Source organism: Psychrobacillus lasiicapitis, from assembly GCF_006861795.1.
Taxonomy (GTDB): domain Bacteria; phylum Bacillota; class Bacilli; order Bacillales_A; family Planococcaceae; genus Psychrobacillus; species Psychrobacillus lasiicapitis.
Window position 1 is genome coordinate 216553 of the sequence record NZ_VDGH01000002.1, and the last position, 14939, is coordinate 231491.

15 protein-coding genes are annotated in these 14939 nt (G+C 36.8%); 9 read left to right on the plus strand and 6 right to left on the minus strand.

Annotated features, from left to right (window positions below; genetic code table 11):
* Positions 1 to 38: 38 nt before the first annotated feature.
* Complete coding sequence (locus FG382_RS03960) at positions 39 to 1508, minus strand: aminotransferase class I/II-fold pyridoxal phosphate-dependent enzyme (protein ID WP_142537599.1); 1470 nt, start codon at positions 1506 to 1508, stop codon at positions 39 to 41.
* A 137-nt stretch (positions 1509 to 1645) separates the two neighbouring features.
* Here FG382_RS03960 and FG382_RS03965 point away from each other — a divergent pair, with 137 nt between their 5' ends.
* Together FG382_RS03965 and FG382_RS03970 are read left to right on the plus strand one after the other, a co-directional pair.
* On the plus strand, positions 1646 to 2596 hold the full coding sequence (locus tag FG382_RS03965; protein WP_142537600.1) for an NAD(P)H-dependent flavin oxidoreductase: 951 nt from the start codon (positions 1646 to 1648) through the stop codon (positions 2594 to 2596).
* A gap of 19 nt (positions 2597 to 2615) precedes the next feature.
* Positions 2616 to 2885, plus strand: coding sequence for a UPF0223 family protein (locus FG382_RS03970; protein ID WP_142537601.1), 270 nt, complete (start codon positions 2616 to 2618; stop codon positions 2883 to 2885).
* Between the two features lie 40 nt (positions 2886 to 2925).
* Here FG382_RS03970 and FG382_RS03975 read toward each other — a convergent pair whose 3' ends face one another.
* Entirely contained in the window at positions 2926 to 3555 is a 630-nt protein-coding gene (locus FG382_RS03975) for a YktB family protein (protein WP_142537602.1), read from the minus strand.
* A 156-nt stretch (positions 3556 to 3711) separates the two neighbouring features.
* Here FG382_RS03975 and FG382_RS03980 point away from each other — a divergent pair, with 156 nt between their 5' ends.
* Complete coding sequence (locus FG382_RS03980; protein ID WP_142537603.1) at positions 3712 to 3909, plus strand: hypothetical protein; 198 nt, start codon at positions 3712 to 3714, stop codon at positions 3907 to 3909.
* A 118-nt stretch (positions 3910 to 4027) separates the two neighbouring features.
* Complete coding sequence (locus FG382_RS03985; protein ID WP_142537604.1) at positions 4028 to 4819, plus strand: inositol monophosphatase family protein; 792 nt, start codon at positions 4028 to 4030, stop codon at positions 4817 to 4819.
* Positions 4820 to 4852: 33 nt separating this feature from the next.
* Here the strand turns inward: FG382_RS03985 and FG382_RS03990 are convergent, their stop codons facing one another.
* On the minus strand, positions 4853 to 5038 hold the full coding sequence (locus FG382_RS03990) for a YlaF family protein (RefSeq protein ID WP_142537605.1): 186 nt from the start codon (positions 5036 to 5038) through the stop codon (positions 4853 to 4855).
* A gap of 103 nt (positions 5039 to 5141) precedes the next feature.
* Between FG382_RS03990 and typA the strand changes: the two genes are divergently transcribed.
* Together typA and FG382_RS04000 are read left to right on the plus strand one after the other, a co-directional pair.
* Positions 5142 to 6989: a translational GTPase TypA gene (gene typA, locus FG382_RS03995; RefSeq protein WP_142537606.1), complete on the plus strand. Its 1848-nt coding sequence runs from the start codon at positions 5142 to 5144 to the stop codon at positions 6987 to 6989.
* Between the two features lie 22 nt (positions 6990 to 7011).
* Complete coding sequence (locus FG382_RS04000; protein ID WP_229677266.1) at positions 7012 to 7338, plus strand: YlaH-like family protein; 327 nt, start codon at positions 7012 to 7014, stop codon at positions 7336 to 7338.
* 140 nt (positions 7339 to 7478) lie between these two features.
* Here the strand turns inward: FG382_RS04000 and FG382_RS04005 are convergent, their stop codons facing one another.
* Both FG382_RS04005 and FG382_RS04010 read right to left on the minus strand, forming a co-directional pair.
* Positions 7479 to 7682, minus strand: a complete 204-nt coding sequence (locus FG382_RS04005; protein WP_142537607.1) for a YlaI family protein — start codon at positions 7680 to 7682, stop codon at positions 7479 to 7481.
* An 11-nt stretch (positions 7683 to 7693) separates the two neighbouring features.
* Positions 7694 to 8191: a peptidyl-prolyl cis-trans isomerase gene (locus FG382_RS04010; protein WP_142537608.1), complete on the minus strand. Its 498-nt coding sequence runs from the start codon at positions 8189 to 8191 to the stop codon at positions 7694 to 7696.
* Between the two features lie 177 nt (positions 8192 to 8368).
* Here FG382_RS04010 and FG382_RS04015 point away from each other — a divergent pair, with 177 nt between their 5' ends.
* From FG382_RS04015 to pyc, 3 genes are all read left to right on the plus strand, one after another.
* Positions 8369 to 8650, plus strand: coding sequence for an Fpa/YlaN family protein (locus tag FG382_RS04015; protein ID WP_142537609.1), 282 nt, complete (start codon positions 8369 to 8371; stop codon positions 8648 to 8650).
* A 67-nt stretch (positions 8651 to 8717) separates the two neighbouring features.
* Positions 8718 to 9884 (plus strand): FtsW/RodA/SpoVE family cell cycle protein, encoded by a 1167-nt coding sequence (locus FG382_RS04020; protein WP_142537610.1) that lies wholly within the window; start codon positions 8718 to 8720, stop codon positions 9882 to 9884.
* Positions 9885 to 9897: 13 nt separating this feature from the next.
* Positions 9898 to 13338 (plus strand): pyruvate carboxylase, encoded by a 3441-nt coding sequence (gene pyc, locus FG382_RS04025; protein ID WP_142537611.1) that lies wholly within the window; start codon positions 9898 to 9900, stop codon positions 13336 to 13338.
* A 530-nt stretch (positions 13339 to 13868) separates the two neighbouring features.
* On the opposite strand, the gene FG382_RS04030 is transcribed toward pyc, so the two are convergent.
* A complete protein-coding gene (locus tag FG382_RS04030) occupies positions 13869 to 14780 on the minus strand; it encodes a COX15/CtaA family protein (RefSeq protein ID WP_142537612.1) in 912 nt (303 codons plus the stop codon).
* Positions 14781 to 14939 lie beyond the last annotated feature (159 nt).

Genomic DNA, 14939 nt, shown 5'->3' on the forward strand with positions numbered 1-14939 from the left:
AGGAGAGATGTAGGTTTTATCTCTCCTTTTTATAATGGTTAAAAAATTGCTTGATGCTCTTTAATCACATGAATCATTTCTAAAGTATCGTCTTCAGGGCCTTGAACAGGTAGACCTGCTTCTAAATTCATTGTAATGTAGTTAATATTTCCTGGTGTAATTATTTCCCCGGGAATAAAAATAGGGATACCAGGAGGATATACCATGACGAATTCAGCAGAAATACGACCACTTGCTTCTTTTAAAGGAACTTGCTCGGTAGCTGCATAAAATGCATCTCGTGGCGACATAGCAAGTCCAGGAATATCTGGTAATGTAACAGATGGCTCTATTACAACTGCCTCTGATTCATGTGCTTCTACCATACGAGAAAGAGCGTTGATAAGTAAGTTTGTTTCTTTTTCTGTATCTCCAATGGTGATTAAACAAAGAATATTATATAAATCGGAAAGCTCCACTTCGATATTCGCTTTTTCTCTAAGCCAAATTTCCGCTTCATATCCAGTCATACCTAAGTTTTTCACGCTTATTAATAACTTTGTAGGATCCATATCGAAGGTTGCGGATGTTTGTAGAATCTCTTCCCCAACGCAGTGGATATGAGGAATCTCGTTAATACGTCTACGCGCATCATTGGCAACTCTAATCGCTTCTCCGATTAAATCCTCACCGTGGATAGCTAATTGTCTTCTAGCGGTATCTAATGATGCTAGAAGAGGATAGGAGGTAGATGTAGTTGTTAGCATAGACAATATCGATTGCACTCGTTTAGTAGAAACAAGCCCCTCACGTACATTTAAAATAGAACTTTGTGTCATAGATCCGCCCAATTTATGAACAGAGGTAGCAGCCATATCTGCACCAGCCTCCATAGCGGAAACAGGGAGCGATTTATGGAAGTGAATATGTACGCCATGCGCTTCATCCACTACAACAGGAATACCTCTTTCGTGCGCGATATCTACGATTTTTTTTAGATCTGCAGCTAGTCCAAAATAGGTAGGATTAATAACAAGTAGTCCTTTTGCATCTGGGTGTGCGTCTAATGCTTTTTCAACAGATTCAACGGAAATTCCATGTGAAATACCAAGTTCTTTATCGACTTCTGGATGGATAAAAACAGGAATAGCACCTGCAAAAACGATTGCAGACATAATAGATTTATGAACATTCCGAGGTACTAGAATTTTGTCTCCAGGACCACAAATTGTAAGAATCATCGTCATAATGGCACCGCTTGTACCTTGTACAGAGAAGAAAGTTTCATCTGCCCCAAAAGCTTCTGCGGCTAAACGTTGTGCTTTTTTTATCGCACCTTTAGGAGAATGTAAATCATCCAAAGGGGCAATATTAATCAAATCTATAGAAAGTATATTATCTCCAACGAACTCTCGAAATGCTGGGTCCATCCCTTTCCCTTTTTTATGTCCAGGAATATGAAACTGGATAGGATGACGATTTCGATGCTTTAGTAAGGCATCGAATAAAGGAGTTTCTAATTGTGACAACGCTCATACCACCTCTAGTTAAAATAATTTTAAAACAAATGAATTATAGCACTTTCCCAGTTTCATGACTATAAAAAATATTTGTCAATTGAATCAGATGGATAATTCTTCTATACTGAAAAGTAGGAGGGATGAGAATGAATTTTCAGACAAAGGTATCGGATTTATTGGGAGTAAAATATCCAATAATTCAAGGTGGACTTGCTTATTTGGCTTATTCTGATCTTTGTGCAGCTGTATCAAACGCGGGAGGTCTAGGTCAAGTAACCGCTATGAGCTTAAAAACGCCAGAAGAATTGAGAGCGGAAATTAGGAGGGTAAGGGAATTAACAGATAAACCATTCGGGGTTAACTTCGCTATCGGTCAAACTGGAAGACCTTATGAGCATATGCTGCAAGTGGCAATAGACGAGGAAGTTCCGGCTATTTCCATGACTGGAGGAAATCCAGCGCCTATTTTAGAAAAGCTTGCAAATACTTCTATAAAAAAATTAGTGCTCGTTGCTGCGAAACGCCAAGCTCAAAAAGCGGAACAGCTTGGAGCAGATGCTGTGATGGTTGTAGGTCAAGAAGGTGGTGGCCATTTAGGAAGGGACGATATTGGTACGATCGTTTTGATCCCCCAAGTAGTAGATGCAGTGTCGATTCCAGTGATTGCTTCTGGAGGAATTGCAGATGGTAGAGGTTGGATGGCTGCTCACGCTCTTGGTGCAGAAGGAATTGAGATGGGTACTCGATTCATCGCAACACAGGAATGTGTCCATGCATCAGAAGCATATAAACAAGCATTAATCGCAAGCCAGGAGACGGATACTACCGTGATTAAACGATCTATTGGTGCACCAGCCAGAGCGATTAAAAATGAGTGGACACAAGAAATTTTACGTATTGAATCTGAAAATCCAACATATGATGCATTAAAAGAACACATTAGTGGCGAAGCAAATAAGCAATTTATCTATGAAGGTCACGAAGAAAAAGGGTTTGGCTGGGCTGGACAGTCTATTGGACTGATACATGATATACCATCAACGGAAGAACTAATACAACGAATGGTAAAAGAAGCAATAGAAATAAGAGGAAAATAGCAACAGTAGGAGGAGAATAATGGAATACACATATCCGTTTTCTGTAGATTGGTCTACAGAGGAAATAGTAGATGTCGTCCAATTTTTTGAAGCAATTGAAAAAGCGTATGAAAAGGGTGTAAAGCGAGAAGAATTATTAATGAAATACAGACGCTTTAAAGAAATTGTGCCATCTATGGCAGAAGAAAAAACATATTTTCGGGAATTCGAAAAAGAAAGCGGTTACGCAAGTTATCCAATAGTGAAAATGATGAAAGAAAAAAGCGATCTCAATATTATTAAAGGATAAAGCTTTTCTCCTATAGCTTGAAAGCTATAGGAGAAAAATTCTACTTCATATTAATCATCGTTTTATAAATAGGTAATAAGTATTCGAAAGTTTCATCAACCAACTGGTAGAATTCGTCCTCTGAGAATTTGATTGCCTCTTCTTTAGAGATATGACGACCTACTAAAAATTCGGCTTTTTTCACATCATGTAGTCGCGTTAATAAATCCTTTAATTCCCCTTTTTTAGCTTTTTTCAAAGGAAGAGCATCTGGTTTCATATGATCTCCAGAAACTATGAAATCATCCGGTAACTTATTGAATAAGCTTTTCTTCTTTAACAATTTTTCCGCTATAGCTACTTTATCTGGTGCTTCGTAAATGACTGCTACAATGATAAATAAGTGGCTTCCCCACAGCCCAATTTGAAAGTGAGGTAACGCTTTATAACCTCTTTTATATGGTGCAAACGCAACCCAACTATCGCTTGGGGGATTGACGGAGCGTCTAGCATGTTTGGCTACATGTGGAAAGACCTCGTTCCCTAGAGTACTCGAAAAATAATGACTATAATGCATTCCTAGTTTTTCGAATTTTGGACGAACGTTTTCTATAAGAGCATTCATTCTATTTTCTAAACCATCCACTTCGAATACATCAAAGTCTTTGGCTTCCCAAAATGTTTTGTTCATTTGTAAACTCCTTTCGTTTTCCATGTTTATTTTATAGGAAATATGGGTAAAAATCATGTAAGTAGTATTCCTTCAGTTGACAATATTTCATTATCAGCATAAAATATTAAAAATCTTCTGAAAATTACGGAATAATAAAAAGAAGGGGTGTTAGTTATGAGACAGGTAGTGCACATTATTCGTAAAAATGATATGGAAAAAGAAAAAATTCAAACGCTAAAATTGGAACTGGATTATCAGCTTGCTACTTTATATGATGCGTTAAGTAACCAAGATGAAAAAGAAATAACTGAAGCGAAAATGCAATTGACTGAAATTCACCGCCTTTTGGAAGAACTAGATGCACTTGATTAATGCTTTACTTTTAGGTAATCCATAAAAACACCTGCTAATCGCAAGACAGCCGGTGTTTTTTTCTTTATACTATAGAAAAGCGGATTAGGGGAAACTTGGCAAAGAAAGGGTTGTTGAAGTGAATATACATAATTTGGACAAAGTTGCGAAATCATTAATAAAAGAAGCGGCAGGAAGAATTAGAGCTTCTTTTACTACAGAGCTAATCATTGAATCGAAATCAGAAGCAAATGACTTAGTGACTAATATTGATAAAGAAACAGAACAATTTTTTATAAAAAATATAAAACAGAACTTTCCAGATCACCGTATTATGGGTGAGGAAGGATTTGGTGACAATATACAAGATTTAAATGGCTATGTTTGGATTCTCGACCCAATTGATGGAACGATGAATTTTATCCATCAAAAAAAGAATTTTGCCATTTCTTTAGGTATTTTCAAGGATGGGGAAGGTATACTTGGATATATCTATGATGTGATGGCAGATGATTTACTTTCGGGTGCCTTAGGTGAAGGTGCATTTTTCAATGATCAGCGCATTCCAAGAGTGGAACATGCCAATGTGGAACAATCTATTATTAGTATTAATGCGAGCTGGGTTGTACCAAATAAATACATTGAACATGAAGGAATGATTCAACTCTTGAATAAAGTTCGAGGAACTAGGTCGTATGGATCTGCTGCAATTGAAATATTGTATGTCGTTATGGGAAGACTAGATGCTTATGTATCGATGCGTTTATCGCCATGGGATATCGCGGGAGGAATAGTAATTGCAAATGAGGTCGGGGCTATCGTAACTACGCTGGCAAATGAGCCTATTAATTTAATGGGACAAAATACGTTTATCGTATCAAAACCTGGTTTACATGGGGACATAGTAGGGAACTATGTAAAACTGAAGTAGATGATCAGCAAGAAAAATCTTGCCGATCATGTTTTATAAAAGTCCTTGATCTCGCATTTTTTTCTTTGTTTTGAAGCCAAAACCCATTACGATAAAAAGCATAACTAGAAATAGGAAAACGAGTGGAATATTTCGTAGTGCTACAGCGATTCCGATTAATGCCATCGATAAAATAGCGCCAAGAGAATACAGAACAAAAATCCATTTGATATTACTCAATCCAATTACCTCCAAAAAATGATAAAAAAATATTATTACTTTAGTTTCACTTGTGATATAATAACACAGTTATGGACTCGAAAAAAGAATATGGAGTGGAAATATGACAAATTTACGTCAAGATTTAAGAAACATTGCAATTATAGCACACGTTGACCATGGGAAAACGACATTAGTTGACCAATTACTAAAACAATCAGGTACTTTTCGTTCAAATGAGCATGTTGATGAAAGAGCAATGGACTCTGGTGACATCGAACGTGAGCGTGGTATTACGATTTTAGCTAAAAATACAGCAGTAGACTACAATGGTACACGTATTAATATACTTGATACACCTGGACATGCCGATTTCGGTGGTGAGGTAGAACGTATTTTAAAGATGGTAGACGGAGTTGTTCTAGTTGTTGATGCATATGAAGGTTGTATGCCACAAACACGATTCGTATTGAAAAAAGCATTAGAACAAAAATTAACACCAATCGTTGTAGTAAATAAAGTGGATAAAGATTCTGCTCGCCCATTAGAAGTTGTAGATGAAGTATTAGAATTATTTATCGAATTAGATGCGGATGCAGATCAACTAGAGTTCCCTGTTGTTTATGCTTCGGGTGTAAACGGTACTGCTTCATTAGATCCAGATCCAGCTTCTCAAGAAGAAAATATGGCATGCCTATTTGAACAGATTATCGAAGCAATTCCAGCACCAATCGATAATTCAGATGAACCGTTACAATTCCAAGTAGCGTTATTAGACTACAACGACTACGTAGGTCGTATTGGTATTGGTCGTGTATTCCGCGGTACGATTGAGGTAGGTCAACAAATTTCTTTGATGAAACTAGATGGATCTATTAAAAATTACCGTGTAACCAAATTGTTTGGTTTCTTCGGCTTAAAACGTGTAGAAGTTCAATCAGCTAAAGCAGGAGATTTAATCGCTGTATCAGGTATGGAAGAAATTAATGTAGGGGAAACAGTTTGTCCGACAGACCATCCAGATGCATTGATTCCATTACGTATAGATGAACCAACTTTACAAATGACATTCTTAGTAAATAACTCACCATTTGCTGGTCGTGAAGGAAAATGGGTTACTTCTCGTAAAGTAGAAGAGCGTTTACGTTCTCAACTTCAAACGGATGTATCATTACGTGTCGATGATACAGAATCTCCAGATGCATGGATCGTATCAGGTCGTGGGGAACTTCACTTGTCTATTTTGATCGAAAATATGCGTCGTGAAGGTTTTGAACTTCAAGTATCGAAACCAAAAGTAATTATTCGTGAAATTGATGGAAAAAAATGTGAGCCAATCGAAAGAGTACAAATTGATGTACCAGAAGATAGCGTAGGTTCTATTATCGAATCAATGGGAACACGTAAAGGTGAAATGACTGACATGATCAATAATGGTAATGGTCAAGTTCGCTTAATCTTTATGGTTCCAGCACGTGGACTTATTGGATACACTACTGAGTTTATGTCTCTAACAAAAGGTTTTGGTATCATTAACCATACATTTGATAGCTACCAACCAGTAGTTTCAGGGCGTGTTGGTGGACGTCACCAAGGCGTACTTGTTTCGATGGAAACTGGTAAGGCAACAACTTATGGGATGATGCAAATTGAAGACCGTGGTACACTATTCGTAGAACCTGGTACTGAAATTTACGAGGGTATGGTAGTTGGAGAAAATACTCGTGATAATGACATTACGGTAAATATTACGAAAATGAAACAAAAAACAAATATTCGTTCTGCTAACAAAGACCAAACAAACGTTATTAAAAGACCTCGTATTTTAACGCTTGAAGAAGCAATTGAGTTTCTAGGTGATGATGAGTATTTAGAAGTAACACCACAGTCAATCCGTCTACGTAAACAAATCTTAGAGAAAAGTGAACGTGAACGTGTGACGAAAAAGTTAAAAAATGCAGAACTTGAATAGAATCAGAAAAGGGTGAACAACCTTGGAAGAACAGCAATTCGTATTTGGTAGAATGTCTAGTATATCTAAGCTTATTTATGAAGTTATGCCAAATTTCGACATAGCGGGTTATGTATTATTTATAACAATTTTCTTGCTATCTGTGCTTGTGTACAAGCTAGGATTTGCCAAGAAATTGCGTGTGGGACAAAATATAGTCATTTACGTCTTCTTATTTTTAGGATGTTTAATGTTAACGTTTTTAGCGTTTTTCCTTCCAGTAGTCGAAGGGTTAATCGTAGCAGCATTAATCTTAATCATCTATAAGATTCGTTTACGACTTGAAAAGAAACAAAGTTCGACTACTTAATTGTAGACGAGCTTTGTTTTTTGCGTTAAAGGGATACCTCATCCAATACACAAAGTCGCAGCATCTCTATCACACTAATAATAGGACCCCTCTTGTAAGATTAAAAACAAGAGGGGTCCTATTTTGTTCTTTTGTAATTTTTAAAACTCATTTTCAATAAGTTTGGATGTTTTGTAGAAGATGAATTTGCCTGTTGCTAATCTGGCATTCGTTTTTTCTTCGATACGGTCATGACAGACTGGGCACATATATGTGTGAATAAGTCGATTTCTTAACTTTTTGGCTAATGGCAGATCATCTGAGAGTATGTCTATTCGATCACATATAACACATTGTACTTTCATAAAATCAGCTCCTATTCAACGCGAAATGCAGTAACAAATTTGATTGGATTGTTTATATTAGAACCATCCTTTTTTATAACATGTACAGGACCATCTTCACGAAGCGGTTTTCCTTTATGACTAAACTTTAGTAATAAAGTATCTAATCCGTTTAGTGGGAAAGAGTGTTCACCTTCTATTGTTTCAATGACTAATGACGAAGCTTCTTCTAGAGGCTCTGCATTCTGAATAAATGGTTGTAGTTCTACACCAAATGTACTAGTTAGTGCTTTTGTTCGTTCATATTTTTTCTCTGTTTGTAAAGTTGGAGGTACAGTAGCGCCTTCTATAATTTCACGTGACCAATGGGCAGACGTCACTTTTGTATACTCCTCTAATTCATCTTTATATTCATATTCTCCTGAGAAAAATTCGTCCAAATCAATTTTTCGATCATCAAAAATCCAAACAGTTGGATCAAGCGTAATAGTAAATTTAACTGCACCTTTAACAGGTATGATAAATTCCACAGAAATTGCCTCCTCTAATCTTTCTAATCTAACTTAGTATATCGCTAAAATGGAAATTTCTAAAGAATAATTCACTTTTTTATAAACTATGATGAGAGAACACTTGCAATTTTGCTCATCAAAAGATACACTTTAGGGAGGTAAATAAGTAGAAATTATAATAATGGGGGCGTCCTCATGGATACTAAAATACAGCTTTCCTATCAAGAAAAAGCATTAGAGCTTTTAAGAAAAGACGCGGAAAAGATTGCGCAATTAATAAAAGTTCAAATGGACAACTTAACGATGCCTCAATGTCCACTTTACGAAGAGGTTTTGGATACTCAGATGTTTGGACTATCACGTGAAATTGATTTTGCAGTCAAACTCGGACTTTTAGAGAAAAGTGAAGGAAAAGAAATTATTGCTTCACTAGAAAAAGAGTTATCCGTTTTACATGATATCCATACAGAAAAATAATAATAAAACTCAAACGAAGCTAACTGTTTGAGTTTTTTTTTCTAACGGAAGAAATAGAGGTTTTGACATGATTCCATATTTGAAACGATTTTTTAGAAATTTTGATTATGCTTTGTTTTTTGTTTACTTAGCATTATGTTTGTTTGGGTTAGTAATGATTTATAGTGCTAGTATGGGTTGGGCAGTTCTCAATTATGGTTGGGAGCCTGATTATTTTTTTGACAAACAAAAGATAAACTTAGCACTAGCGATCCCAGTATTTTTTTTAATGGCCTTTTTTCCTTATAAACATTATAAAAGACGCTTCATGATGCAATTGATGCTTTTTGTTATGTTTACTTTACTAATTCTCGTTCATTTTATCGGGACTGGTGGGGCGAGTGGATCTCAGAGTTGGATTCATTTAGGTTTTGGTAATATTCAACCTTCGGAAATTGCGAAAATAGTAATTGTATTATATTTTGCAGGCATTTTTACGAAAAAATATGAAAATGGTACGTTGAATAAGTTAAATGAATCAGTAGGACCACCATTGATAGTATTATTCTTTGTTTTTGTATTAATTATGATGGAAACAGACGTTGGAAATACAATGATTATTAGCTTTGTAGCGATTTCAGTTATAGCAGCAAGTGGTATAAAATTTAAATCTTTCTCCAAACTTGTCGGATTAATTGGTATAGTTATAACAATGGGACTACTTGCGATATATTTTATGAAGGATACCTTAATAACTCCGCGCAGACTTGGACGATTAGAAGCATTTATTAATCCGTTCGACTATGAGCTAGATTATGGGTTCCAAATAGTAAATGGATATATTGCGATAGGCTCGGGTGGTTTAAAGGGTCTAGGATTAGGAAATTCCAATCAGAAGTTTGGATACTTGCCTGAACCACATACAGATTTTATAATGGCTATTATAGCGGAAGAGCTTGGACTTATTGGAGTTTTAATAGTCTTATGTGGATTGTTTTTTATTGTGTTGAAGGGAATCATGATTGCCTTATCTACAAAAGATCCACAAGCTCGTATGATTGCTGCTGGTATTTCCAGTATTATTGGTTTTCAAACATTCGTAAACTTAGGAGGAATGCTAGGGATTATTCCACTTACAGGAGTTACCCTACCTTTTATAAGTTTCGGAGGTACTTCTATCATTATACTATCCGCTGCAATAGGGATATTAATGAATGTATCTATGTTTGTTAAGCATGAAAAAACAAAAGAATAAGGGGTGCCAATGGATGGAGAACATTAAAAAAATTGTCGTTGCAAACAGAGGGGAAATTGCTATTCGAATCTTCCGCGCGTGTACGGAGTTAAATCTTCGTACCGTTGCGATTTATTCGCGAGAAGATAGCGGGTCTTTTCACCGTTTTAAATCGGATGAATCCTATCTAGTCGGGGAAGGTAAAAAACCGATTGATGCTTATTTAGATATTGAGGATATCATTCGAATTGCTAAAGAGAGCAATGCAGATGCTATTCATCCAGGTTACGGTTTTTTGTCTGAAAATTTGGAATTCGCTAAACGTTGTGAAGAAGAAGGGATTATATTTATCGGTCCTACTTCAAAGCATTTAGACATGTTTGGAGATAAAGTAAAGGCTCGCGTACAAGCGGTAAAAGCAGGCATTCCAGTTATCCCTGGTAGTGATGGACCAGTTGAAAGCTTAGAAGAGGTACAGGCATTCGGTGAGACACATGGTTACCCACTGATGATTAAAGCTTCTCTAGGTGGTGGCGGCCGAGGTATGCGTGTCGTTCAAACGCAAGATGAGTTGGAAAGTGCATATGAACGTGCCAAATCGGAGGCAAAAGCTGCTTTTGGATCGGACGAGGTATACGTGGAGCGATTTATTGATCAACCAAAGCATATCGAAGTTCAGATATTAGGAGATAAGCATGGTAATTTAATTCATCTATATGAACGAGATTGTTCAATCCAAAGAAGACACCAAAAAGTAGTGGAAATTGCACCATCTAATTCATTAAGTGCTGAATTACGAAACAAAATCTGTCAAGCTGCCGTTCAATTGATGCAAAATGTATCATACATAAATGCAGGAACTGTAGAGTTTTTAGTAACAGAAGATGAATTTTTCTTTATTGAAGTAAATCCGCGTATTCAAGTTGAGCATACGATTACAGAAATGATTACGGGTGTAGATATTGTCCATGCACAGATAAAAATCGCAGATGGCTTAGCGCTAACAAGTGAAGAGATGGGGATTCCGAGTCAAGAAAATATTCCTCTCTTCGGTTTCGCTATACAATCGCGTGTAACAACAGAAGATCCATTAAATAACTTTATGCCAGATACGGGGAAATTAATGGTATATCGTTCGGGTGGCGGATTTGGAGTTCGTTTAGATGCTGGTAATGGCTTCCAAGGAGCGGTTATCACCCCTTATTACGATTCATTGTTAGTAAAAGTTTCTACTTGGGGTATGTCTTTTAAAGAGGCAGCAGCGAAAATGAACAGAAACTTGCAGGAGTTTAGAATCCGAGGGATTAAAACGAATATTCCATTCTTAGAGAAAGTTGTAAAACACCCAAGTTTTCTTTCGGGACAGTTTAATACTAGTTTTATAGATTCAACACCTGAATTGTTCATGTTTCCGAATAGAAAAGATCGTGGAACCAAATTATTAAACTATATTGGAAATGTTACGGTGAATGGATTCCCAGGTGTGCAACAACAAGCGAAACCAGTATTTGGTGTTCCAAGAAAACCGAAATTAGATATTTCTCAAGCACCGCCGAGTGGAACAAAACAAATCCTTGAGGCAGAAGGTGTTGAAGGGGTTATCAAGTGGGTTAAAGAGCAACAAGGTGTACTTTTAACAGACACAACATTCCGCGATGCGCATCAGTCTTTACTTGCAACTCGTGTGCGCTCCCATGATATGTTCGGAATAGCGAAAGAATCTTCGCAGGGATTGAACAATCTATTCTCATTTGAGATGTGGGGTGGTGCAACCTTTGACGTTGCATATCGTTTCTTAAAAGAAAGTCCATGGGATCGACTGATTAAAATGCGTGAAATGATTCCAAATGTGTTGTTCCAAATGTTATTCCGTGGTGCAAATGCGGTTGGATATAAAAACTATCCGGATAATGTAATTCGCGAATTTATTCAAAAGTCTGCAGAGGCAGGAATTGATGTATTCCGAATTTTCGATAGCTTGAACTGGATTAAAGGAATGGAAGTTGCCATTGATGCGACAAGACAATCTGGAAAAATTGCAGAGGCAGCTATTTGCTACACTGGAGACATTCTAGATGATTCCAGAGCTAAATATACGGTTCAGTATTATAAAGACATGGCAAAGGAATTAGAAGCGGCAGGGGCTCATATTTTAGCGATTAAGGATATGGCAGGCTTACTTAAACCAGAGGCTGCTTATCGCTTGATCAGTGAGCTAAAGAGCACAGTTGACTTGCCAATTCATTTACACTCCCATGATACAAGTGGAAACGGTATTTATATGTATGCAAGAGCAGTAGATGCTGGAGTAGACATAGTCGATACAGCATTAGGTTCTATGGCAGGTCTTACTTCACAACCAAGTGCAAGTAGTTTAAGTTATGCGATGAAAGGATCTAATAGAGAAGTCATCGGGGATATTGATGCTTTTGAAAAGCTATCTTACTACTGGGAGGATGTACGCAAATATTACCAGGATTTTGAAAGTGGTATGATGAGTCCGCATACAGAAATCTATGTACACGAAATGCCTGGTGGGCAGTACAGCAATTTGCAACAACAAGCAAAAGGGGTAGGTCTCGGGGAAAGATGGGAAGAAGTAAAAGAGATGTATTCTCGTGTGAACTTATTATTCGGTGATGTTGTAAAAGTTACACCATCATCTAAAGTAGTAGGGGATATGGCTTTGTTCATGGTTCAAAATAATTTGGATGAAGTATCCGTTATCACAAGAGGCAAAACAATAGATTTCCCAGATTCCGTAATCGAGTTTTTCGAAGGTTATATTGGACAGCCATATGGTGGGTTCCCAGAAGAGCTTCAAAAAGTAATATTAAAAGATCGACAAGCAATCAATGTTCGTCCAGGAGAATTACTAGAACCTGTTGATTTTGAAGCAGTACGAGAGTTTTTATTTAATCAACTGGGGCGTCCAGTAACAAGCCAAGAGATTTTGGCATATACATTATATCCAAAAGTATTTGAAGAATATAGTGCAACAGAAAAGAATTTTGGTGATGTGTCTGTCTTAGATACGCCTGCATTCTTATATGGTTTACGACTTGGTGAAGAGATTGAAGTGGAAATAGAAGTTGGGAAAACGTTAATCATAAAATTGGTTTCTATCGGTGAACCAACGCAAGATGGTAATCGCGTCATCTATTTCGAGTTGAACGGACAGCCACGTGAAATAATTATTCAAGATATGAATATTGAAGTTAGTCATTTGGCAAAACAAAAAGCGGATGTAACCAACGAGAATCATATTGGTGCAACTATGCCTGGTACGGTATTAAAAGTTGCTATAGATATTGGTAGCAAAGTTAAACGTGGTCAGCATTTGCTAATTACGGAAGCGATGAAAATGGAAACGACAGTACAGGCACCATATAATGGTGTCATTAAAGAAATTCACGTTGTGGCAGGAGAAGCAATATCAACTGGTGATCTATTAATCGTAATGGATAAAGAATAACAAAAATGCCGTTTGACAAATACTTGTCAAACGGCATTTTCTATTCTGATAGGGGAGCGATGAGCCTTCACTTCTCTTACATGTCGTGGAGATGTATTAAAAGAACAAAGGCCAAGAGCATCATCCTATGATGTACATCCAGTAAATAAATTAGAGCAACTCATCGGTCATGGAAAGCAACCCATTTTGCTAAGAACAAGTCTTCTTGGAATGAGACGACAAAGACCATTATAGTGAATTATTTATAAACATTTTGCAATCTAACTTAATGTTGCGCGTACCGACTATAATGTTGTACCAATCTATTGTGGATAATAAGAACAGATATATTTGCCATAGCACGCCGTTCCCTCTGAGACACACTTGTAACAAACTCAAATTGGCTAGTTACTGCGAGAAGCGCGAAGGCTAGCAATCAACTTTAGCCTCACAAGCAAAATAAAAAAGACACATCTCGTTAGATCTAAAACAAGATGTGTCCAATAATTGTTTATTCTTTTGGTATTAGGGAATTAAAAACAATGATGTGCTTAATTTTCTCCTCTACTTCTAGATAACAATAGAATCATATAACATAGTAAACCGAAAAGTAAGGATATAAACAATGAATGTAATAGTGCAACATACAAGTTTAACTTAGTTAGAATAACGAACATTCCGGATAGTAATTGAGATGTTACTAAGACAAGTGCAATAATCCAACTCCAGTAGATTGCACGTTGGGATTTGTAATTTTTAATAACATGGATGGCAGCGATTAGTATCCAAAGAAAAATTAATCCTGCTGCTGTCCGGTGTCCCATTTGAACCCACTCGTATAAGTTAGTAGGTAAAGAAAATTCGTCATTCCTACATAATGGCCAATCGCGGCAGACTAAGCTAGACTCCGTATGTCGTACAAGTGCACCCGTATAAATGACTACGTACGAATAAAGTGTAATACCGATTGTATGAAATCTTAGTGTTTTACCTATTCTAATTTTATCCGTGTCGAATTTTCGATCAACTTCAAAAATTAACAGAGTTAATAATAATACGGCCGCAAATGAAATTAGAGAAATACCAAAATGAAGTGCGAGAATAAAATCTCCTTGTCCCCATTTTACTTGTGCGGCGCCAATAAGTGCCTGCAATACTAAGAAAAAGATTGCCATGAATGATAAGAATTTTGTTTCACGAACATGCCCTAAAGAACGCCAAGCCCAAATTGCTAAAGCGACAATAAAAATGCCGACAGCTCCAGTTACAAGACGATGGGAAAATTCAATTAATACTTCTGTCGTAATAACATCTGGTATAAGTTGTCCATTACAACCTGGCCAGTGTCGTCCACAGCCCATGCCACTATCAGTTTTTGTGACTAGTGCTCCTCCCAACAGGATAAGTAACATACCAACTGTCGAGGCAATTGCAAGGGCTTTTAAATATTTATGAATGTGCAATGCGCCACCTACTTTATGTATCTTGTTCGTCTATATGAGACGATATCTGCTACTAGATAATATCGAAACATGAGAAAAATTACAATGTATATACTTTGAACACATGAACATGAAATTAGCATTTCACAAATTGTTCATAAATTCGTGCCCGAACCTTCA